Genomic DNA, 22,608 nt, shown 5'->3' on the forward strand with positions numbered 1-22,608 from the left:
CCGTGTGGATTACCGACGCGGCGTGGTCACTGGTGAGAGCGTATGGCGTGCCATTGTGTTGTACGGCGCCAACTCGGCTACCTACAAGTTCGCCTTCGGTGCGACGCTGTTGGAAATCGCCGCCACAGGCCGCAACCACGTCACGCTCGAGGAGCTGGCGCCGCGGTACGCGGAGCTGCTCTGCCAGGCCCTTCAACGACAGCCCCGGCAAGGCACAGCCGGCCGCAGTAAGTTCCTGGATGCCTGCCGCGCGTTCAATGCCGGCGAACTCGACGTTGATGCGCTGGGTCGGCGAACCGTCCAGCTCGGCTTCAACAACGTCATCGACGCGTTCCCTCAGCTCAGTGGTGGTCAGGCGCCAGTGCGGTATTACGAGGACCAGCGCAAGAACTCCGTCGCTCCAGGCCTCACGTTGCGCGACGAACTACTCGAACTCGCCGAATCGGTTCACGCCCAGGACCTCGGCGCCGAAACCGTTGCCCGTTGGAGGCTGGTGGAGACGGCCTGGGCGACCGGCATATCCGACGCCGTACTTGCTCCTCCGCTGGTCTACGACCCTGACACCCAGCACTTGGTTCTCCAGACCAAGCAGCGCCGCAAGAGCGTCACCGGAGTCGTCGCCGCCCTCAGCGGATACCAAGACGGCCGCTGCGCCTACTGCAATCAGGTCATGGCGCGGGACACGCGAACTGGACCCATCGTCGAGCACGTTCTGCCGTGGAAGCTGCTCACCCGCCCTTGGAACGGCCCCGACGTCGACGCCATCTGGAACCTCGTTCTGTCGTGCAAACCCTGCAACGACGCGAAACGGGACCGAGCACCACATGAACCCTGGATGCCATGGCTCGAACAGCGCAACAACGACCTCATCGAATCGCGTCATCCACTGCGCGAAGTACTCATGGCCCAGATCGGCGAAACCGCTGCTGTCCGGCACGCCACCCTTAAGCTCGCCTACCAACGGGCGACAGAACTACTTCCGGCCGTTTGGGCTCCACCCACAAGCCAGGGCAACGGGGTGGAACTGTGACTGACGGAATAGCGTTCCAAGTGTGGTGAATGCGCCATGTAGCGTCCCCCTTCCGGCGCCTTGACTGCGGCGGATAGATCGGTCCGCCGATCAGTGGGGGAGCGGCGAGCGCGGATCACGCCTTGCCATCGACGTACACCTCGCCCTGCTCGAAAGTGCGCCGCGGCCGAGGACGCGGGCGAGCATGTATGGGCACAGATCGGCGGGCAGCTCGTGAGCATGCCAAGTTCGCGGCTCGATCACGGCGTCCGAGGGGAAAGAAGACCTGCGGCATGGGCTGAATGCAGCTAGCTGAGCAGTCGTGCCTATCAGCGGTGTGGTTGAAAGGAGGTGTTCTTACGTCAGCCGCTTCCGTATCGGTGGGTGATGTCAGCTTCGGCCTTGTTGGACACGAGGTCGGTCAGTGCGCTCTGCTCTTTGACCGCGCAGAACTTGACGAAGTTGTGGTGACGATTTCAGTTGCCGTGTGCTTTTGCGGGCCGCTTACCGCAGTCGAGAGACCACCATATCGGCATCCTTAGAGAGGATTGAGATACGGCCTGCCTGCTGGCAAAATACCCGCGCGGGCAGCACGTTCTACACTAAGGGCCTCGGATCCGTCTCGGCAAATTTGAAAACGATAGCTAAGATGCTTGCGGATATAGCTCTTGGTCAGTTGGTCAAGCAGGAGTCGGCCCCCGCCAATATCGGACTGCTGTTCCGGCGTCAAATCTGGGACGATAAAACGGTCGCAAATGTAAACGTTGAATTGATCTCCCGATCGTCTTCCGGATGCATGTGAGTTAAGGCGTGTCCATAGGCCGAGGGCCTTTTGCGTTTTGTCGGTGCGGGCGACGAAGTCTTCGGCTTGCGCTCCTCTTCCGCTCATGCCGGCATAGACAAAGTCATCTTCCCTCCATATGGTATATACACCTGCTGCTTGGCGAGGAACCTGATCACTTGGCCACTCGGAGAACTTGAAGAGTGGTCCGTCCTGTAGCACGTTCACGTAACTGACAGTACAGCCCCTAGGCCACGGAATTCTAGGTGGGATCTGGGTTACAGCCGACCGACCGAGACGACGCCTGAGCAGGCCCCACTGAACGCTAGACCCAGATAAGCGAATCTTCCTTACTCTTCAAAGCCTCCCTCGCAAAACCAGGTGCTGCTTGAGAGCGCCGCATACGTTGCGGTCTGCCAGCTATTTATATTGGCCACACGCCGACTGATGGCCTGATCGCATAAATGCTCCCGAACTTGATCCGGGCCATTTTTAGAGAGTATCTGTGACAGGATATACTTAATATTATTGAGCTCTTGAGCGGCCTGGGATGCATACAGTGCTGCAAGGTTGAAAGTCTTAAAGTGTAAGCGTACGCGGCGCAGCAGAGTATCATTCCATTGAGGTGGTGGAGAAACATAGAATCGCACGGCCGCCGGTGCTATCTCTATAACTTCGGCGTGAAGCCATGGATCGTTCTCCACGTTATCGAAATACGGATGTAGAGTCTCTTCCGCGCTGGCGCTTGGTGCCTTATTCATCTTCAATTTATTGCAATCCGCGCATGCGGGTACAAGATTCAAAGGATCCACGGCCAGGGCCGGATAGAGAGTCTTGGGGAGATGGTGATCCAGCGTGGAAACTATTCGTTGCCCGCAAAGAGGGCAGCGCCCATGGGCGGGTGCTGAGATCAGATCATCATAGATGGCGCGCCCGGCAGCTTCCTTCTTTGCCATACGCCTCTCGTAAACCTCGATCATTTCGTCCTTGCTGACTAGGCTCAAGTTGAAGTCGGAATCGTCGAGGGAGTGAAGCATTGTTTGTTGCGCTGCTGCAGCGTAGGAGTCAGCCGCGGCGACTACCTCTTCTTCAGAGAGTTTGAGGCGCTCTTGAAGTTGCTTGTTCCGGATACGGCTAATGCATGTCATAAAGCTGGAACGTGCCGTGTGGCTTGGGGGATTTAGGTACCACATCAGATGTCGGCTTCTGTGTCTCGAGTCGCAATTAATCCCCGGATGATTGCCTTCGCCTCGCCGCCAAGCTGGCTAGAGAATCGGTCGATTATCTCTTCGTAGGTGGTCTGCCCTCTCACTGCTTCGCCTATTAGCCGGTGAAATCCTGATTGGGTCACCTCCAGGCCGAAGATCTCTCTGGTGAGAACGCCAACGTTCTCCCCGAATGTTTCGATTTCTGGCCGCTCCCGGACTAGATCCCGGCCAGACCGCCGGAGCTTCCATACGCAGTTTCTTGGAACCTCTTGCAGTACTACTGGGGAGTGGGTGGCGATGATGGCTACTCCGTTGCGATCAACCAGGAGATCGGACAGCGCACGGATGAATGCTCCAAGGAGCGGGGGGTGTAAGTGGGCCTCCGGTTCATCCAATAAGACAAGTGATCGCTCTTCTACGCTCTCGACCAGACGGGTTATCGTCAGCAAGACGATCTTGTGCCCTGAGCTAAGCTGGCGGAACAGCCGGGTGGCCCTATTTTTAAGCTCGTCATCTTCAGCTGCCGAATCTGCAAGATCTGCTACACGTGCATCGCTGAAGATTGGGTCCGTCTCGAGTGTTTCCAAGGCGCGTCGCCATCGCACTAGGCGAGCTCCCTGAAGGCAGACTTTGACGCTTAAGCTGAACTCGCGGGCAATGGAGCTGGGGTCCTTTGGAGGCTGTGGCATGCCATCGGCTCGACTCTTGATGCGCTTGAGGCCGATGTAGGTGTAGTGGACTCCCTCCGCCTTATTGCGTGAATTACTAAAGGGTTCGAACGGGTCAAAGGCGCTGAATGTAACGGAGACTAAGTTGGCGAACACGTTTCCATCGTCAGCCCCCATGTCGAGGGATCCTACCTCGTCCGGATTTGCATTCTCGTCCGCTAGCGCGCGGGCCATGTGATTGAGGAGATATGTTTTCCCCACCCCATTCCGCCCGATCAGTACATGAATATTTGTCGGCGGCTCGGACTCCGGTTTTACGTCGAAGGACAGCGATACTGTATGTTTAATCGAACGCGTGGCGTTTGGTGCCGTGTACTTGAAATGGTATTGAGATAGGCGCGCGCCACCCCTGGCAAGGCGACGGAATTGGCCAGTTACTGTTGCTGGTGGGACGAAACGAAGTAGCGAAGTACCGGTCACGTGCTCATTGCGTGCCCGGTCAAATCGCTGCTCATCAAGCGCGACATCTCGTAATGATCGCAGAATCTCGTCTCTAATCTCCTCGCCTAAGGTGTTAAGGCGCTCGTAATAACTGTCATCTTGCCCGAGGGAAAAGTAGTTCTCTCCCAGCTGGGGGAAATTTTCGGCCAATGATGGGCGTCGCTGTGGCGGTTGCATGCCGAACTGTGCGATTTTGACTTGTCCAACATCGTGAACGGCGCCATTTGCGTCGCAATATATTAGATAGTATTGCGTGCTGTACTGACCCCAGTCGTCCCAATTATCTGTCACGAGAAATGCGTGCGAGGTAGCTCCTTTCGGGGGTCGTGTTCTGGCGGGCAAGACGGTGAAGTGCATGTCTACCTCCGTGGATATCGCTTCCTGTTTGCGCCATCGTGCCGATAGTGAACCAGGTAGCTGACGTGATCGTCTACGGATTCAGGAGCGATGCCGCTCACGCTCTGGGCGTCCGACCATCAGCACACGGAGCCACCCTGTTGCGGGGACTGCTGAGCACCGATGCCTGCCTGGCTGGTGCAGGGACACGTGCACGATTCGGATGCCTCTGACGACTAGCTGTGCTCGAACTCCCGTGTTGAGGAGCGAATTGGGGTGGGGCAGCCCGGAGCGAAGCGAGGACGTGCCAACTGCTGCAGGAATAAGAACGGCCATGCTTATGGCCAGCGTGGAGGAGACTGCGCCTTAGTCGTGTCGGTGAGAGTCAGTCGGCAGGTATCAGGGTTGCGAGGAAGTCGCGGGTGGCTGGATCGACTGCGTAGATGATCGTGCCGCGCATCCCGCGGGTGAGTAGCACTTTGTAGACGTTGCGGGCGAGCTGGTCGAAATCGGCGTCCGGTACGGCCTTCTTGCTCTTGAAGGCGGGGTCCTTGTTCTCAGAGCGAACTGTGACGAGAGATCCGTCTCGGGCTACAAGGTCGGGTCCGATGATGACGCCGGACCAGTCGTACTCGAAGCCTTGGGCGGTGTAGATGCATCCGACCTGGTCGAATCCGTTTTGTTCTGTCGCCCACAGCATGCTGGGTGGTGCATCCCCGACGGCCCGATCCTTTTTGACGTTCCAGGGTCGTGACCAGTTGCCGATGACGACGTCTTCCACAAGGGAGTTGTCGGGTCGCGGGTCACTCCACGGCCAGCAGAAGCCGGCGGTCATCCGCGCGGTGCCGGGCTTTGCAAGGAGAGCTGCTTCGAGTTCGTGAGGGGAGTGCGCTAGTCGTACTTCGAAGTCCTGGTCGCCGTCCCAGGGCATAGGGCTTTCTCTGTCGAGGCCGAGCAGGCGAAGTACCCAGTGCTCGTACTTGCGGCTGCCGCCGCAGCGGAACTGCTCGTCGAGGGAGACACGGTTGACTGCATAGCCGCGTGCCCGTGCGTACTGCTCGATCGTGTGGACGGTGCCGAGCTCGCCAGGTCGTACGACCTGGTGCTCGTCAAGCAGGAAGACAGGGACGCGGGCGGCGGTCATCAACTCGTCTAGTTGAGGCCGGCCGGTGCGCTTTGCTGCCGGGGTGAAGCGGCTGGTAGACGTTTCGCGGATGCGGTGGGCTTCGTCGCAGATCAGGACGTCAAGGCTGTTCTGCTCGGCGTCGGTGAAGCTGTTGAAGTACATGAAGAGGTTCTTGATGCGCGTGCTGCCGCGGCCGGGGTATCGGCGCATGGTCTGGGTGAACGACTGTGAGCCAGTCGCGTGTAGTGCCGTTCTGCCTTGCCGGTAGAGCTCACCCAGCAGGGACAGGGCGATGACGCTCTTGCCGCTGCCGGGGCCGCCGGTGACGATGACGACCTGTTTGAAATCAGAGCGGCGTGCCTTGTCGACGGCGCGCATGACCAGTTCGTAGGCAACCTGCTGCTCGTCGAGGAGCGTGAATTGCTCGCGCTCGCGAATCTCGTTGGCGGCGTAGGTCATGAGCTGCTTGCTGGGCGCGACCGGACTGCTCAGCAGCCGGTCGGCGGCCTCGGCGCCGGGCTTGTCGGACAGATGCTCCCGCAGGTAGGTGTGGAAGTCACCGCGGCGCTGCTTGGTGAAGAGTCTGCTTCGCTCATCCCGCACCTGGTCATGCAAGCCGTCCACATCGAGGTCCATAGCGTTGTGCAGGTAAGCCACGCCGTGGACGGACAGTGGCCGGTCCTTAAGCACGCTCAGGAAGTCGGACATGTATTCGCAGTAGCGCCGGACCTGCTCGGCGGGGTTGAGTAGTTCCCTTCCTGGCATGCCGTCCACGATGACTAGGTGCTCGCCCTGGTCGGACGGCTCGGCGCGACTCCACTGCTTGAGCTCTACGACGACGTAAGAGTCCTCACCAGTGCGCGGGTGCACGCCAGCCAACACGACGTCGGCTCGCTTGCTGGTCAGTGGAAGCTTGTACTCGACCAGCATCTCGACTTTGCTGAGCCCTGCGTCGGCCAGGTCTCTGGCGAGCGCGGGAAGGCTCCGTTGCCATGATCTAGCTTCGGAGGGGGATGGGCCGCGGCCAGTGGTCATCCGCAGGTGCTCGCTGATCTGCTCGGCAAGCGCAGCTTCGTTGGGCGAGGCAATCAGGCTCTCCACGGACAGCCGTAATGCCGTCACAGGCTCCCCCAGGCAGCACGAGATAACTCGTGCGGGTGGGGGCGTATCCGGTCCGGCGTCAGCCGGGTAAGCGCGGAAGCCCGTCGGGCCGCATCACATGGTCATCATGAGGTTAGTGGAGGCGCTTTCCTCGCGGAACCGCGAAAGAGATCAGCATCGTAACGACGCTCGCTCTCGTTCAGTTTGGCGTTGGCGGCCTCGATGAGCTCCACACCAAGAAGATCGGCGAGGCGGACGAGGTAGAGAGTTACGTCGGCAAGTTCGGACCGTACGCGTCCGAGAGCCTCTCCATCCAACCTGCGCGACTCGTCAGGCGTCAGCCATTGCAACTCTGCCACCAACTCGCCGACCTCGCCGGCGAGGGCCATCGCCAGGTTCTTCGGGGTGTGGAACTGCTCCCAATCGCGTGCGCGGGCAAAATCCTGCAACCGCGAAGCTAGCTGATTTAAGTCGGTCGTCACGTTCGTAACGGTACTGCTCATGGCTCTGAGCAGCATTTGACTCGGCCGGTGCTGCAGGGCGGTGTCCCCGTGGATGGTGTGCTCGACCCTGCCGCAACCCCTCGAACGTGCGCTGAAGGGCGGACTGGAGTGGTCTGGTGCGGGGCTTACACCGCAGCGTGAAATCCTCACCCGACCCGCTGGTCATTTCCTGGTCGCGGCACTAGATGGGCCCGCGGTCGAGGCCATCGGCCGGACCAGCGTGACCGCGCCTGCCGCCGGCCAGAACGCAGGTGATCAAAAAGATACGACCTGCCCGCCACCCCGACGAGAGTGGCAGACGTGCATTAGAAGGTACGTCCGTCCCGGAGGGAGCCAGTCGCGGTCGCAACCGGCGGGAGCGCCTCCGGAACGATCTACGTCATCTGCGCTCCCTGGGTCTAATCTCCTAACGAATTCCAAGGCGAAACCCATAGGGTCGGCGCCTCCATGACCCCGACGGGGCTCGCATCGGCACGCCCGACCTGACCAGCGCCGAAGGCCCTCGCCAACTGTCCGGCGAGGGTCTTTGCCATGTCTGGAGCGACGTCCAAACGGCCTGGCACCCTCCCTGCTTGATACGAACTACGCATCAGCTCGCCGCCGGAAACTGTCTGCTCAGTGGAGGAATGTTGACGGCAACAAAATCAATAACTTCCCAGCTCAAGCGGCATTAAGTGCCATCTGAAGCTGCAGCGGCTTGCTGCATCACGTTGCGAACTAGATCATGCCGCCGCTATTCTCTGATCATCGTCCGGAGGCTTGTGAGCAAGGAGACTCGAACGGATGAACGACCCCCTCGAGAACGTAGACCGACCGCTCCCTGAGGCTGGCAGCAGTGTGATCAGGACTCTGTTTGCGAACCGGGAAGCGGAGGAAGCGTGCCGCTTCCTGCTGGAACGGCGGGATGACCCGCCGACGATGGCTGAATGGCTGGAGCGCTCGCGTCAGGTCCTGGGCAAGGCAAACGTCCATAGCCAGCGTCGGCTACGGGATGTGCGAGACCAGTTCATCGTCACGTCCTATCGCCGCACCGGCGATGGGGAATGGGTGTATCGCATCGATGGGTGGAGCTCGACACCCGCCACCGACAAGGGGCACCGGATCTCGCCCAAGTTGGAGGCCGAGGTCTTCACCCTCCGCGGCAGGTTCTGTGCAATGTGCGGTGCCGGTCCCGACGAGGCCAAGCTGCAGATCGATCACATCGTGCCGCGATCGTGGGGTGGCAAGACCGAGCTGGGCAACCTCGAGCCGTTGTGCCAGAAGCACAACAACGGCAAGAAGGCGTTCTTTCAGACGCTCAATCCCTACAGCGATGCTCTCGCTGCCGCGCTCGGCAGGCCCAACCCGTGGGAACGTATAGGTGAGCTGCTAAAAGCATTCGCAGAGCGCGGTGAGCATACGCCAGCCGAGCTGCTTCCCGTGGCGGCCAAGGACACACACCGGGGAGATCCGAAGAAGCGGCTTCGCGAGCTTCGATTCGTCCTCGGCTGGGACATCGTTGCTCACCGAGTGAAAGACAACGGCGTTACCGAGGTAACGTACGAATTGCGATCTTGGAAGCCTTGGCCGGCCGAGGGTGCCTCAGAGGCTGTTAATCGCTACGAACGTGAGCGCAAGAGCCGCAAGGCGGCTCAGGCCGACAGCGACGAAGCTTAGAAGGAACCGCGCGATGAGCGTCCGGCAGATACGCCACCCAGAAGAGCGTGGCCGGGCGCTCCACGTCGCCTTCGAGTTCCACAGATAGGACGGCCGGCGCCACGACTCCACTTTTACTCAACATCGCATCCTGAGTCTGGAGCCCAAGTCAACGTGTACCGGAAGGTTCAGAGAGCCTTCCGGCATAGCCCGAGACACGAATCCTGCAGGTCAGAGCTTCGGCCCGGCAATCATGCTGCTAAGGGCAGCGAGGATAGGGTCCTGGGACAGGCTGGAAGCACTGGAGTACAACGGGCAGAATCATAACTCGTTATGATTCTGATGCCAGATCGTGAGTTGCGTTCTCTGCGAGGATTGTCAGTCCATGCGACTACCTTGGGCGAATGAACCCGGATGCAGCAACGCGTGATGCAAACATGGCATCGTCTGTGCGGGCCTTGAGGCCTCGCGTGGCCGATGGATCCGTTGCCGGCACGGGTGCCCTCCCCCGAATGTGCTCGAGGCAAGCAGGTGTGCCCGTAGCACCCAAGAATGCTACGTTTGCGTAGAATAATGCGATCTTACGACTGGTGGCAGACGCGCCTAGCCGATGAGTTCTTCGGCCCGGATAAGAATGGCACTCCGGTGCTGTTCTTCATCGACAAACAGGAGCAAGAGCGGCTGCACAACGGCACCATAGGCATCGAGGCCCTTGGCCCCGCAGTGAGTGCCGAGCTGGATTGGCGCAAAAATCCATTTTGGCCAATTTTGGACCGTATCACTCGCTGGCGGCGCACAGGCCAGGAAGATCCTCCGCCGTGCCTGCCCCTGCTGGCAGCATGCGTGCTGGCCGCAACCGAGGTGCAGCGAGCCGCGCAAGCGGGCGCTCCGCCCTACTACGTGAGGCTAGCTGAAGTCCTTAAACCGTCCTATGGCAGTGCACCCAACGAGGACTTCCTGAAAAATGGATACGAAGATGTGGTGGAGTGCTGGGATAACCTGAGTAAGTGGCTCAGCGTGCAGGGCGGAAGCCGCGGCCTAAACACCGCCCACGCAACTAAAGGGCGTGAGAGAATTGGCTATGCGCAATCACAAGCACTTGTCCGCGCCTCGGATCGCGATGCCCTGACCGCGTTCTTCCGTCTGACTGATACATCCAAGAGGAACGTTCCAATATCGGAACCCAAGCTGTTGCGTGACTTACGGATGTGGTCCGGGAAGAAGTCCTTGTCTCCCCGGCTGAGAGAAGCGCTTGATACACGTGCCGACGACGTTCTTCTGGGACCGCTACTGGTCTCGCTGGTGGGCTCGACTCACATCACAACCCCGCTCACATCACGCGAGACCTTGAAGGAGCTAAAGCTCCGGCTTGCTGCCGACGAGGATCCCGTTGATGGCTGGCAACTGCACTGGCATGCTGCCACAGTGGAGGGTATTTCCGCAGACATGCTGAAGTATTCCCAAGGGGAACTTACGGTTAAAGCTCAAGATGGATATACGTCCTATATCCTGTCCGGTCGCCTGCCTGATCCAGCACTAGCACTATCGCATGGATTTTCTGCGCGTGGGAGCGCGCTCAGAGTCTCGATCTCTGCCGGAAGACATGTCATCGCGCTGAGGGAAGATTTCGTAGCAGGCGCGTGGGTCGAGGTGTCAGAGCTGACGACCTTTGAACCTTATGTGTTTATAATCGACCGCTCGGGCGAACAGCGGATGCAAACATTCTTGCACCACGCAGGTCTCCCATGGGGAACCCCCCAAGAAACTTCGGCCGACGGCTGGTATGCACTTCCGCAAGTCGAATTCGCGGATGACGGGCTGCTTGGCCGGGCTTTTAACGTCGTTGGATTGTCGGGGACCTCCCATACGCCTTCGCGACGCCCACGCTTGGATGGTGGGCTCAGAGTGCGGCTGGATAGCGAACGTAGCAACTATCTGGTGGGTGGTGAGCCGGATGCGATTTTGCCCGCGCTCCCTGCGGGAATGGCGACGTTACTAGACGAAAGTCCGCTGGCCGGAGATTTAGAAGCGCGGATCTCGCTACGGGGCCGCGATCTGAAGAGCGGCCCCCACACGATCAAGTCGCCGAATGGTGACAAGTCCTTTGAACTCCACAATCCTGCCGAACCAAGGCAGCTGCCCGAAATAGACATCACGCCGCTTAGCGGAATATCCGATCAGGCGATCAAGGTGCGTGTTGTCGGCGACTCGTTCTTCATCCGAGCTGATGGAACATTTATCCCCGTTCCAGGTACCCGCCTGCCGGCCTGGTGGACCCGGCGTGGCACGGGTCTTCAAGTAGATGGATATGCCGATATCAACGTCCCTGACGACGCAGTCTGGGTCGTCACTACTGGGGAGAATGACCGCAACACAATCGTGTTGCTTCGCGATATCGAGCCGGCGTTCGGCCACCTGGGTGAGCCAGCAAGAGAATACTGGACACGGCTGGTTCTCGATCAACAAAGCGGCACGCCACATTTCAAAAAGTGGCGGAGATATCGGGAAGAATTTTTTAGGCGATCGATGCAACCGGGAGCTCATCATGTTTGATCCCGATCTTATCGTCGCATGGCTTGCGGAGGTGCAGCACGGGTCAACCGTGGCTCTCAGGAAAGATATCGCTTGGGCGTCGGGCGCCGAGCCAGCAAATGCTTCACGCTGGATGGAGATGCTTGACGTGCTCGGGATCGTAGATATCAGCTGGGCATCTCAGACTTGGCGGGCCAGACCTCTTACTCTCACGCCGCTGCCCGGCCGGTACAACGTTGCCGTGCTGGCTGGTGCACGTCCGGACGCGGCGTACTGGAGTCACCTGCCTGGAGTGGTATTCCGCAACTATCCCTCGCCTGCCAACCAGCTTCCATTACCTGCAAGCGTTTGGATGCAATGGGATGATCTGGAGGAGACGCGGAAGATAGCTGCTGCTCTTGGGGCAGAGCCGGTGTCATGCGTAGCAGAGACTATTGCGCGTCGCCTCGATCGAATCGCACTCGGTGAACTAACAGCCCCCCCGGCTCGCACCACAGGCCTAGCGCGATTTGATAACTCAACTGGAAACTTCCTTTCATGTGCCTACTCGTCTCATCCCCAGGATGGGTTGTACGAGTACAAGTTGTATGGGCGGCTTCCCCGCTACGCCACGGTCAGGAATGGAAGCTGGTACGCGGCAGGCAAGCGTATCGGTATCCACCTTGAACTTCCGTCAGGTTCCTTTCCTCTTCAATGGCGACCTGACTCCGGTACTCGTGATGGTCAGACCCTCGGGCAGCTCATCGCTCCGTATAAAGCACTGCTGCCAAAACCTCAGGAGGAAGCTGCCGTCATGTGCACGGGCCTTCCCCCGCTCAAGACTGAAGCTGGCCGTGTATATGACGGCGTGCCACGCTGGATCGCCGGCCGAATTGCACAGTCCCTACGTCGCAACCTGGAGATCCGGTGACTCGTCTGGATTACGAAGGCCTGGATGCCTTTGGCGCATTTGACGCAATGCGTGATGCGTACTTGCGCTATTACGACACAGCTTTCCGGCTTCGCGATAAACGGCTTCAGGATGAACGCAGAAATCTACTAGACCGCGCCGGCGGGGTATACGCGGAGCCATATATCGAGCTGCGTCCTGAATACGCGTCATCGGGGCGCACACTCGCGGAATCGGTAGCCGACGCTGGTGCGGTCCCAGAACTCGCTGAGTTCGCTGAACTGGGGCTGCTTCCGCGGGGCAGAGAGCTATATACGCACCAAGAGCAAGCCCTGCGTCACTCGATGATGGCAGGCCGCAATGTAGTCGTCACCGCCGGCACTGGCTCAGGCAAAACCGAAGCGTTCCTCTTGCCGATCCTCGCGGACTTACTCGCTGAATCCCGAGAGTGGTCCGGCACGCCGGCATCCTTGAGACAGTGGTGGAATAGGCCTTCTTCCCCCTTCGAAGCGCAGCGCTCCGGGGAGACCGGCCGCGCTCAGGCCGTCCGAGCTCTCATTCTCTATCCCATGAATGCGCTCGTCGACGACCAGCTTGTCCGGCTTCGCCGGGCGCTAGACAGTGATCAAATCCGGGCTTGGCTGGACGCCAATCGTGGCGGTCATAGGTTCTATTTCGGGCGGTTCACCGGCGCCACGCCTGTAACCGGCAGTCAAGACCAGAAGTACAACGTAGATGAGCTTCGAAAATATCTTCAGGCCACTGAGGCTCGTAGTGAGCGAGCACATGAGTCCGGCGACGAAGATACTCGCTATTTCGTTCCGCGGTTGGGGGGCGCCGAGATGGTGTCTCGATGGGACATGCATGATGCCCCGCCGGATATCCTTATTACCAACCACTCCATGCTTAACGTCATGCTGTTGCGAGACCGCGACCAGCACTTCTTCGAACGCACCAGTGAGTGGCTGGCTCGCAACCCAGAGGCGCGGTTCACACTTGTAGTGGACGAGCTGCATATGCACCGGGGAACGGCTGGCACGGAGGTTGCCTACCTTATCCGCAATCTCAGACACCGCCTCGGTATCATCGATAAGCCGGAGAAACTGAGAGTGGTGGCCACGTCGGCGTCGTTGCAAGATGATCGAGAACAGGACCGCCGATTCCTCCAAGAATTTTTCGCCGTCGCAGAGGATACTTTCCACTTTATCCCGGGCGAAGCGGCTAAAAGGAAAAGGGTAGATTCTACTGATCTGTCCGCTCACGCAGTGCAGCTTGCTGATGTAGCGGAGAAGGAAATCTCTGCGGATGACGCGGTGCGCCTCCTCGAAGATACAGGTGCGGGAGAAGTCCTTTATTCGGCCCTTCGCAGAGACCAAGAAGGTCCTTCCTCGCCAGCTCTCCCCGCGTCCGAACTCGCTGAGCGCATGTTCCCCTCGGCTTCCCCAGACCTCCGCGCGGCCGCCCTGATGGGCGCGACTTCCGCAATACGTGCCGCCGGTGAGGCGGAGGAACTTCCTAAGATTCGCATCCATCTGTTCTTCAGGAACGTGGCTGGCATCTGGGCGTGCTGCAGTCCATCGTGCGAGGCCATCCCTGGGGGTCAATACGAGGGGCGCACTGTCGGACGGCTGTACACGGCCCCTCGATCACAGTGCGAGTGTGGCGCCCGTGTTCTCGAACTGCTGTATTGCCAGGCGTGCGGTGACGTCATGCTCGGCGGCTATGCACCACGCAGCGCCTTCAACAGGAACTCCTTCAATTCTTATCTGCTGCCCGATACCCCCGATCTGTCACGAATTCCTGATCAGTTCAGGCAGGACCGGACTGCCTCGAACTACATCGTGTACTGGCCCTCGACTGGACCGCAGCAAGCAGATGATGACGCCCAGTGGACGGCAGAGGCCAAATCAGTAACTTTCACCTTCCGCCGGAGCGTCCTCTCTCCGAAGACTGGTCACCTTAAGAACAGGGAGCCCGGGGCTACTGGGTGGAGTTTCCATATACGCGGGATCATCGACCGGCAGACTGGTGAGCCTCGGGTCAACGCAGAGGGACTTCCGCCATTTCCCACTCGCTGTCCGTCCTGCAGTGCCGACTGGGAAAAGCAGGTGACACGGGGCCGAGACGGCAAGCCTAAGCGGCTTGCTCTTGGCGACCCGGCTCGCCTGCGGTCACCAATCAGGGCCATGCGGACTGGTTTCGAGAAGATCAACCAGGTCTTGTCAACCGAACTAGTCGGCCAGTTCACGGATCCAGGTCAGCGAAAGCTCATCGTCTTCACAGATAGCCGGCAGGACGCAGCCAAGCTAGCCGCGGGTCTTGCACTACGTCACTACCAGGACCTTGTGCGACTCCTAGCCTTGCAGGAACTGGCCTCATCCGCGGTGACAGCGGAAGACATAGAACAGGCCCGAGCGTTCCATCAAGGTGATCACACAGTTGGAAATAAGGCGGCATTCGAGCGCTTGAAGCAGCGGGATAAGGACACTCTGAAGACGCTCCGCCTCGCATGGCTGGATGAAGACGAAAGAGGAGTCGCTGCTGCGTCTGCCAAGTTCACCGAACCACCCACGCTGGAGTACCTTGCGAAGATACTCGTCCATCGCCGCCTGCTAGCTCTCGGCACTAATCCTGCGGGAACAAGGCAATCAGTTCAGCGGCAAGGAGGAGGTCCCTGGTACGAACTATACGATTGGAACACCGAGGAGCCAGAACTCCTTCACGGCATTACCGCCGCGCAGAGGGAAGCTGCCTTCTCAGCCGAGGAGGATTTGCTAGAGAACACGGTCGCCGCACTGTTCTCGGGGACGAACCGCGACTTTGAGTCGCTTGGGCTTGGCTGGATAGAGGCCGCAAGTGCAGCCCCGACCAAAATTCCCGGACTTGGTGCAGCTAGCCTGCGAATTCTAGCCGAACAGCACCGCTTTGTCCTGATACGGGATGAAGCGCCAAAGCCGCCCAAGCGGCTCCGGGAGTATTGGAAGAAAGTCGCCGCCGCAACCAGCGTTGAACTTGACGATGTCCAGGTGCAGGTGGAGGCCTACTGGCGAGGCATCGTTCAGGGTTATCTGATTGACCCGAGAAAAGTAGTGATCCGGCCCAATGGCAGCCACGCATGGGTCTGTTTATCGTGCCAGCGGCAGCACCTTACGCCCAGCGCCGGCATATGCACAGCATGCGGCAGGCCTTTGCCTCCAGACCCTGTCAACGTCAGTGCACCAGAAGCCGATTACTATGCATGGAAGGCCGCCGCAGGAGACGGGGATTTCCGCTTGAACTGCGCCGAACTCACTGGCCAGACTGGCAGAATCGAGGCACAAACCCGTCAGGCACGCTTCCAGAAGGTCTTTCTCAGCGAAGAAGAAGAAAGCCTGGTTCACGAGATCGATGTGCTCTCCGTCACCACGACCATGGAAGCCGGCGTGGACATTGGGCCGCTATCGGCAGTTGTCATGGCCAACATGCCGCCCACGCGTTTCAACTACCAGCAGCGGGTCGGCAGGGCTGGGCGCAGATCTTCCCCTGTAGCGGTAGCCCTCACTGTCTGCCGCGGCCGCAGCCATGACGAGCACTACTTCAGGCATCCCGAAGCCGTCACCAACAACCCTACTCCGCCGCCCTACCTAGCCATGGGACGGCCAGAAATCCTCCAGCGTGCCGTTGCCAGCGATCTGCTGCGCCTGGCATTCAATGCGTCCGAGGATCATGGCGGTACATCGAATGTGCACGGGCAATTCGGCCTGGCCGAGCATTGGGCAGAGGCAGCGCCAGAGATCCGTCAGTGGCTCTTGGATAATCCTGAGGTGGTCCAGGAGACAAAATCGGCATTAACGACGCTGACTGCCTTCCCTGCAAATACTCCTCACCTCAATAATGCATGGCTCATATCTGTCCTCGATAGGATTGATGAGGCTGCGACAGCCGTCGGGGAAAGTCTCGAACTCAGCGAACGCTTAGCGCACATGGGAATTCTTCCCATGTTTGGTTTCCCAACGCGGGTGCGCCAGCTATACCTGCAGGAGCCGAGGAAACGGTATCCCTGGCCTCCAGACGAGGCAGTGGACCGCGATGTCGCCTTGGCCGTATCTCAGTTCGCTCCCAGGAGCGAGATCGTCAAAGACAACGAAGTGTACACAGTGGTCGGGGTCACAGAATTCGAGCCGCGCCCGCAAGGCCCGGTTGCCATTGAGGAACCTCTCACCAAGCAGCGCAGAATCGGCCTATGTTCAAACTGTAATCATTTGGCCGTGGATCCCGCCCCGTCTACGGAAGCCTGCACACTGTGTGGGGTTGAAGGATTCCGGATTGTGGACCTACGCGAGCCAGCCGGCTTTCGTGCAGGAGCGCCGAGGGATTTCGACGGCAACTTCTCCTGGTCTCCAAGAACGGTCTCCGCTCGGGCAACCACCAAGCTGGATGAGCTGAAGCATGAGCCGTGGAAGGCTGGGGCGTTCCTATCCGGCCTAGGCAGCCGCTACGTCGTCAACGACAACAACGAGAAATCATTCTCCTTCCAGCGGGCAAGAGGATCCTGGGGGGGCTACGTCGAAGCCGGTGCTCAGGGCATCGACGATATGGCACGAGGGAGCGGCGAATATTTCTCCGTCGCACTGGGCGCGGTACTGCCCACAGATTTCCTCTTTGTGGGCCCGCAATCTCCGGTCGATCAAGGATTCGGGTACCGGCTCAACCTCGAGAGTCACAAGCCGTTCTGCGGCGCAGACATCAGCCAGGGGCGCCGGGCTGCCTGGTACTCGCTAGCATTCCTCATCCGAAGTGCTGCAGCGGCATATCTTGACGTTCACCCACAGGAACTCATTGCCGGCGTCCATCCTGGCCCGCACAACGAAGGCACGGCGCTCTACGCCTTCATCGCTGATGCACTAGAAAACGGAGCGGGTTTCAGTACCCATCTCGGCAACGCTGACGTCATCCCAGACTTCACCGAGTATGTGAAGGGCTACATAAATTCACTCGCAGAGTCGAAGCACGCTGGGAACTGCACCGCTTCGTGCTACGACTGCCTGCGGGATTACTCGAACATGGCCTTCCATCCGCTACTTGACTGGCGATTGGCATCTGATCTATTCACTGTGTTGTCCGACGGCAACGTTCAGCATCAGCACGAACGCGAGCAAAAGGCAGTGCAAGCACTGAAGGAGATCTATGAAGGTACGCTGCTCGCCGCCGACACTACCGTTGTCGGTGTAAAGGCCAGGGGGCAGCGCTGTGCCGTCGTAGTCAAGCACCCTCTCGAGGCATGCGAGCAAGATCTGGTAAGCCCACGCCTCACGTCGGCAATCGCAGCGGCAATGAACTACACGGGCGACGCGTCACGCATCGTTACATCAGATTGGTTCACGCTCGAAAAGAGCCCCCTAGTGATAATTGATCAGCTCGCTCAACAGAGCCAACGCTGATCCGCGGTAAAACCGGTCGTAGCTGGGCGTCGGGACGACCCAGCTACGACCGCGGCGAGATCCGCAGGAGTAACCGGCAGGCAATATCACGCAGGATGGCACGCTTCAAAGACTAAGCTCGCCTGCTGGCGCCCAGGTGACGTGGTTGCCCTGATAGGTGTAATCCGTGCCGATGGCCGTTGTCGCGGCCGCTAGCTGATCGTTTGGGGCTTGGTGCGGACGTACTCGTGACGCAGATGATCGTTTTGGCCGACGAACGCTTTGAACTCAACGAGCTTGTAGGCCAGGTCTCCCGTGCTCTGCTCTACTTTGGCGATTTCAAAGTCTCGGCTGAGGAGGGTGATGCGCCTCTCGATTTCCGGATCGGTGAGCTGGATGTCGGCTTTGGCCATGATTTGCTCGACAGTCATGAAATCGCCGGCAGCGCGGAGAGCCCGATAAACGAGGTCATGCGCGCGGTCTGTCTCGAGCTGACGCTTCTCGCCCTCGTGGCGGAGTGCAGCACCGATTGCAAGGCCGAGAGCCTTGGCAACTGGCGGCGGAAAGGCGTTACCTATTTGGCGATAACGAGAGGTTTTGGGGCCTGTGAAGGTCCATTTGTATTCCTTGTGGTCCCAGCCCTGCAGCCTTGCCACCATTTCACAGGTCAGTTTGGGGCCGTATTCTGTCATTGGCCGCTTGTCGGAGTAGGGAGGCGCGGTGTCATGGACGCCGTATGCGTCGACGCCAAGGGCCGCCCATGCCCTCTTAGCGCGCGTGGGGCCAAGATCCGCCCCGCCATGTTTCTTGGAACCGCCAACGATGGTGGGCGCAATGTCGTTGGCCTTCTTCACCCAATCGTCCACGCCCTCCCACCCATTCTCTGCCATCAGATCGCGAAGAGTCTCGCCCACACTGGGTGGGCGTTCTTCGGAACCTTCGGGCCATTGGAAGTATGCGAAGTCGTCTGGTCTCATGGCGACCAGAACAAACCTGGGGCGTAGCTGTGATACGCCGAACTTCGCGGCATGCAAGAGCCGCCATTCTGCCTGATATCCCAATTCTTGTAGTCTGTCGAGGACGTGCTGGCGGTACCCCCTAAAGCGCGGCATGCTAAGCCCTCGGACATTTTCCAAAAGCAGGGCGCGTGGCTTCACAACGGCAACTTGCTCAACTGCCCAGGCGAAGAGGTCGCGTTCATCGGTGGCGCCAAGCTGCTTGCCGGCGATCGTGAAGGGCGGGCATGGAACGCCTCCAGCAAGGAGATCTATCCCTGTGAACTTGTCTGGCGTCCAGATCTGAGGGTCGGCCACGTCACCCTGCACGACCCACTGACCGTCTTCGACGTGCTCGGGGTTGCTGACCTCGATATTGCGGAGTCGAGCGTTTTCACGGAGAGTGCTGCAGGCATTGGAATCAAGCTCGAACGCCAGGCGGTGTTTAAAGCCCGCAAGGTGCAAGCCAAGGGCTTGCCCGCCGGCTCCGGCGCAGATCTCGACAACCTCAAGAGCCATAGAGGGCACTCCTTGCGTGATCTGTGGTGGGGACGGTTCGGCAGAAGTTGTATCGTCCCGGAAGGGAGGACTGGGCCACAGGAAGACTAGGCAGGCCATGGCAGAGAGTAGCCGAGAGCAGGCGCGGAAGCTGGCGCACGCGCGTGGCCGCTATCCGGCGCCGCTCAACGACGGGCGATCGCGCAACATGCAGGCTAACCGGCGCGCTAATACCAAGCCGGAAGTGGCTCTGCGTAGCGCGCTCCACCGGCTGGGCTATCGGTACCGGAAGGACTATCGACTTGACCTGCAGGGCGTGAGAGTACGTCCGGACATCGTCTTCACGAGCCGCAAGATCGCTGTCTTCGTTGACGGTTGCTTCTGGCACGTCTGCCCAGATCACGGGCGTCACCCCAGCACCAACGAGTGGTACTGGGCACCAAAACTGCTCCGCAACATGGAACGTGATCAGCTCGTCAACGCGGCCCTGGAAGCCGCGGGCTGGCATGTTGTCCGGCTCTGGGAGCATGAGCCCATGCCTAATGCGGTGCAGGCCGTGGTCACAGCGCTGAGCTCCCGTGCCGAACATAGGAGCGAGAGTAGCGAAGAACGACGACAGAATCCGACCACCTGACGGAGCTGGCACTGAGGTGCCAGGGGTCGGATAGTTGGGCGGTTACGTATCGCGCAGCTAGTGAGCCAGGTACGCGCTGGCTCGGCATGCCTCGTCAGGCGAGCCAGCTGATGCCTCATCAGCAACTATGCCCTCCCCGCGCCGGGTAACAGGCCTACTCTTGCGGACCGACGAGAGACCGTGCGTCCACGACACCTGGTCAGGCGCATGCACGAGGTGCGTGACGAGGGTCACGTCATATGAGATGTCCAAGGAGCTCCCCGGCCCGGGTGGGCGCGTGTGATGCGGCGGATACTGAGCGCGGGAAACTGAGACACCCGAACGGATCATGCCATGCAGTCGTGCTCTGATCTATTGCGCTGCGGCTTGCCAAATCTGTTGTGCTGGCATGTCGCTTTATGTGCAGTAATTCGGCTACATTCAGCCAGTGATCAATGAGCCGCTACCTGGTATGAGTACGATCGATCCTGCGTTAGAAGCCGTCCACGCTCACCTGCTGAGCGTGGACCCCCGAGGTGCACGGATGGCAGCGGCGATCCGACGTACGTTCGACATGTTGCTTGATGGCCAACACACGGGCCGGTTTCGCTGGGAACAGCTCCACAAAACTGAGAAGACCCACTGTGGCACGCTGATTGAGATCAATCTCCAGAGGGAGTTCGGCTTCGAGGATGGCAGAATCCTCGACTACTTGATCGTCGGAGTAGAGGTCGACTGCAAGTACTCCCAGAAGTTGGCTGACTGGATGATTCCGCCCGAGGCGGTTGGCAGAATTCTTCTAGGCTTATGGGCTAACGACAAGGACGGTCTCTGGAGTGCGGGATTGATCCGAGCGGACGAAGAAAATCTCAACAAGGGGGAGAACCGCGATGCTAAACGCAGCCTAAGTAAACAAGGTCGCGGGGCGATTCGCTGGCTGTTCAAGAGCGCGCCGCTACAGGAGAATGTGCTCCTGCGCCTAACAGCTGAGGACATCGACGCGATTTTCGGCCCCGCAAGCGGCCAGAAGAAGATCAATGAGTTGTTCCGGCGTGCCCAGGGCATGCTCATCAGCCGCAGCGTTGTTGCCACCGTCGCCATGCAGGAGGACTACATGAAGCGGGTCCGAGGTAACGGTGGTGCGAGGACGGCCCTGCGCAGCGAAGGAATCGTCATATTCGGCCAGTACAAGAGCCATGCTCAAGCGGCAACGGCTCTCGGCCTGCCGACACCTGGCCCGGGTGAGTTCGTCAGCGCGAGACTCGCACGCCGTCAAGCACACCATGGAAACTTCCGATGGGTTGAGCTCGACGGGGAGAAATGGGTCCTAGCAACAACGGTAGATCCAATCGAGCCGGGCCCTCGGCTCCCTGAAATCGGCCGGCTCTGAAGTCAGCATTGACAGCAGTCGGCAAACCGCCTCAATAGGCGGCTATCTCGACGCCTCGGCCTCGCAGAAACTACGCCACAAGGAGTGCAGAATCTCGTCCGTCGGCCGCCATGTCAACTGCGTAGGCTCCCTAAGGCGACTGCCGCTCAGTCCGGCGTACTCCGTCTGAAGGAGCAACTTCGAGACGAGGATGGTCCTTGACTCGGGCATGACCGCCAGCATTTGAAGGTCAAGCAGCGTATGGATATCGGCCCGCAACAGCAGCCCGTTGGTCACGGTGTTGGAGGCTGGCCCTCGATAGGGACGCAGATGTGCAGCTTCAAGGACGTCTTCCACCGGACAACCAGTGACGGCGCATGAGTAGCCGTACGCCCTCAATAGGTCCTGGCGGAAGCCACGCTGCCCGCGACGCATGACGATCTGTCGGTAGACGCGTCGGCGGGCGTCGTAGTCGTCATCTGGCGGGTCATCTTGCTCGGATACGGCCTCTTCGGCATCGCGGATGAGGACCTCGGCGGCGGTGTTGCCGCGTGGCCGGCTAGGGCCGACAAGGCTTTCGAAGAAGAAGTAACCGTCCTCCCACGCCACCGGGTGAGCTAGGCCGCGAACGATGTATTGACTGCGGCCATTCTTGGGCGGTATTTCATCGAGTACTCCCACGGGGACGGCGTCCCGCAGGCAGGCCATCAGCCCTCTGTTGGTGTACATGCGGTCACGCTGAGCCGGGGAAAGGCCTTCCTGGTGATAGTTGAAGAACCAGCTGCCGTCCTCTCTTGTCCGCACTGCACCGTCTGGGTAAGGACTTCGAAGGTTGATTCGGATGCTTAGGGCGTACTCAAGGTCTGCCGGCTTGTAGATTCCTTTCGGCGCGGACACTAGGAAGGATCCGTCGTCCATCCGGCCGGGAAACGGGGTGATTGCACCCGCGTGGTCAACGAACCAGGAAAGACGCCGCTGATGACTGTCAGCGAGGGTGCGGAGCTTGGTGAGGGCTTGATCGCCGGACATGGCGCCAGTTTTGCATAGTTTGTAATAATCCCGCACGCCATCGAGCCCTACTGGGGGCCTGTCCTTTGAACGGCCCCGTCACGGATTCGGTGGTAAAGAAGGGTCAGTTGCATCATAGTGAGTCATTCTTGATCTTGATGAACTGATGAGCGCGGTCGCTGGTGGTGAGGATGCAGCGGACGAAAGTGAGCGTGATTCGGTGCTGACGCAAATTCCCGTCCGGCCGGTCACCTGCTCATACCGGGCCGAGACAGACCGGGTACGGCTACCCACGACTGGGCCGTTGCCGATGTCCCGGTTGATGCGCGCCGTGTGCTGGTGGTGGTGTGGGTCATCGCCTGGTCTTCCCGGTGGGTGGCGACAGCTGTCCGGCGTGCTGGAGCGTTACCAGCGGAGCGCTCCCCATCTGGCATCGC

General features: G+C 59.7%; 13 protein-coding genes. 6 read left to right on the forward strand and 7 right to left on the reverse strand.

The window, feature by feature from the left end; genetic code table 11:
- Window positions 1–4 precede the first annotated feature (4 nt).
- Complete coding sequence (locus Pmi06nite_RS37350) at window positions 5–1,030, forward strand: HNH endonuclease (protein WP_203957954.1); 1,026 nt, start codon at window positions 5–7, stop codon at window positions 1,028–1,030.
- Window positions 1,031–1,547: 517 nt separating this feature from the next.
- Here Pmi06nite_RS37350 and Pmi06nite_RS37355 read toward each other — a convergent pair.
- The 5 genes from Pmi06nite_RS37355 to Pmi06nite_RS37375 form a co-directional block, all read right to left on the reverse strand.
- Window positions 1,548–2,018 (reverse strand): hypothetical protein, encoded by a 471-nt coding sequence (locus Pmi06nite_RS37355; RefSeq protein ID WP_203957955.1) that lies wholly within the window; start codon window positions 2,016–2,018, stop codon window positions 1,548–1,550.
- 122 nt (window positions 2,019–2,140) lie between these two features.
- The gene (locus Pmi06nite_RS37360) at window positions 2,141–2,938 is read right to left on the reverse strand and encodes an HNH endonuclease (protein ID WP_203957956.1); all 798 of its coding nucleotides are present in this window, start codon (window positions 2,936–2,938) and stop codon (window positions 2,141–2,143) included.
- A 44-nt stretch (window positions 2,939–2,982) separates the two neighbouring features.
- Window positions 2,983–4,524, reverse strand: a complete 1,542-nt coding sequence (locus Pmi06nite_RS37365) for an AAA family ATPase (RefSeq protein WP_203957957.1) — start codon at window positions 4,522–4,524, stop codon at window positions 2,983–2,985.
- 364 nt (window positions 4,525–4,888) lie between these two features.
- Window positions 4,889–6,730, reverse strand: coding sequence for a DUF2075 domain-containing protein (locus tag Pmi06nite_RS37370; RefSeq protein WP_239114469.1), 1,842 nt, complete (start codon window positions 6,728–6,730; stop codon window positions 4,889–4,891).
- A gap of 125 nt (window positions 6,731–6,855) precedes the next feature.
- Window positions 6,856–7,212 (reverse strand): nucleotide pyrophosphohydrolase, encoded by a 357-nt coding sequence (locus Pmi06nite_RS37375; protein ID WP_239114470.1) that lies wholly within the window; start codon window positions 7,210–7,212, stop codon window positions 6,856–6,858.
- 804 nt (window positions 7,213–8,016) lie between these two features.
- Between Pmi06nite_RS37375 and Pmi06nite_RS37380 the strand changes: the two genes are divergently transcribed.
- The 3 genes from Pmi06nite_RS37380 to Pmi06nite_RS37390 all read left to right on the forward strand — a co-directional run bounded on the left by Pmi06nite_RS37380 (window position 8,017) and on the right by Pmi06nite_RS37390 (window position 17,709).
- Complete coding sequence (locus Pmi06nite_RS37380; RefSeq protein WP_203957959.1) at window positions 8,017–8,889, forward strand: HNH endonuclease signature motif containing protein; 873 nt, start codon at window positions 8,017–8,019, stop codon at window positions 8,887–8,889.
- 552 nt (window positions 8,890–9,441) lie between these two features.
- Window positions 9,442–11,421 (forward strand): hypothetical protein, encoded by a 1,980-nt coding sequence (locus Pmi06nite_RS37385; RefSeq protein ID WP_203957960.1) that lies wholly within the window; start codon window positions 9,442–9,444, stop codon window positions 11,419–11,421.
- An 885-nt stretch (window positions 11,422–12,306) separates the two neighbouring features.
- A complete protein-coding gene (locus Pmi06nite_RS37390) occupies window positions 12,307–17,709 on the forward strand; it encodes a DEAD/DEAH box helicase (protein WP_203957961.1) in 5,403 nt (1,800 codons plus the stop codon).
- 191 nt (window positions 17,710–17,900) lie between these two features.
- On the opposite strand, the gene Pmi06nite_RS37395 is transcribed toward Pmi06nite_RS37390, so the two are convergent.
- A complete protein-coding gene (locus Pmi06nite_RS37395) occupies window positions 17,901–19,202 on the reverse strand; it encodes a DNA cytosine methyltransferase (RefSeq protein WP_203957962.1) in 1,302 nt (433 codons plus the stop codon).
- A 97-nt stretch (window positions 19,203–19,299) separates the two neighbouring features.
- On the opposite strand from Pmi06nite_RS37395, the gene Pmi06nite_RS37400 reads away from it, so the two are divergent.
- Together Pmi06nite_RS37400 and Pmi06nite_RS37405 are read left to right on the forward strand one after the other, a co-directional pair.
- Entirely contained in the window at window positions 19,300–19,815 is a 516-nt protein-coding gene (locus tag Pmi06nite_RS37400; protein ID WP_203957963.1) for a very short patch repair endonuclease, read from the forward strand.
- 451 nt (window positions 19,816–20,266) lie between these two features.
- Window positions 20,267–21,184 carry a NaeI family type II restriction endonuclease gene (locus Pmi06nite_RS37405; RefSeq protein ID WP_203958010.1) on the forward strand — a complete coding sequence of 306 codons (918 nt, stop codon included), beginning with the start codon at window positions 20,267–20,269 and terminating at the stop codon, window positions 21,182–21,184.
- A 42-nt stretch (window positions 21,185–21,226) separates the two neighbouring features.
- On the opposite strand, the gene Pmi06nite_RS37410 is transcribed toward Pmi06nite_RS37405, so the two are convergent.
- Complete coding sequence (locus Pmi06nite_RS37410) at window positions 21,227–22,192, reverse strand: HNH endonuclease (RefSeq protein WP_203957964.1); 966 nt, start codon at window positions 22,190–22,192, stop codon at window positions 21,227–21,229.
- Window positions 22,193–22,608 lie beyond the last annotated feature (416 nt).

It is taken from the genome of Planotetraspora mira (assembly GCF_016863275.1).
Taxonomy (GTDB): Bacteria; Actinomycetota; Actinomycetes; order Streptosporangiales; family Streptosporangiaceae; genus Planotetraspora; species Planotetraspora mira.

Excerpts from the sequence above, each read along its gene's own strand:
- Pmi06nite_RS37405 (WP_203958010.1), top strand. The coding sequence starts at position 20,267 with ATGAGTACGATCGATCCTGCGTTAGAAGCCGTCCACGCTCACCTGCTG.
- Pmi06nite_RS37360 (WP_203957956.1), bottom strand. The coding sequence starts at position 2,938 with ATGACATGCATTAGCCGTATCCGGAACAAGCAACTTCAAGAGCGCCTC.
- Pmi06nite_RS37395 (WP_203957962.1), bottom strand. The coding sequence starts at position 19,202 with ATGGCTCTTGAGGTTGTCGAGATCTGCGCCGGAGCCGGCGGGCAAGCC.
- Pmi06nite_RS37410 (WP_203957964.1), bottom strand. The coding sequence starts at position 22,192 with ATGTCCGGCGATCAAGCCCTCACCAAGCTCCGCACCCTCGCTGACAGT.
- Pmi06nite_RS37385 (WP_203957960.1), top strand. The coding sequence starts at position 9,442 with ATGCGATCTTACGACTGGTGGCAGACGCGCCTAGCCGATGAGTTCTTC.
- Pmi06nite_RS37365 (WP_203957957.1), bottom strand. The coding sequence starts at position 4,524 with ATGCACTTCACCGTCTTGCCCGCCAGAACACGACCCCCGAAAGGAGCT.
- Pmi06nite_RS37400 (WP_203957963.1), top strand. The coding sequence starts at position 19,300 with ATGGCAGAGAGTAGCCGAGAGCAGGCGCGGAAGCTGGCGCACGCGCGT.
- Pmi06nite_RS37380 (WP_203957959.1), top strand. The coding sequence starts at position 8,017 with ATGAACGACCCCCTCGAGAACGTAGACCGACCGCTCCCTGAGGCTGGC.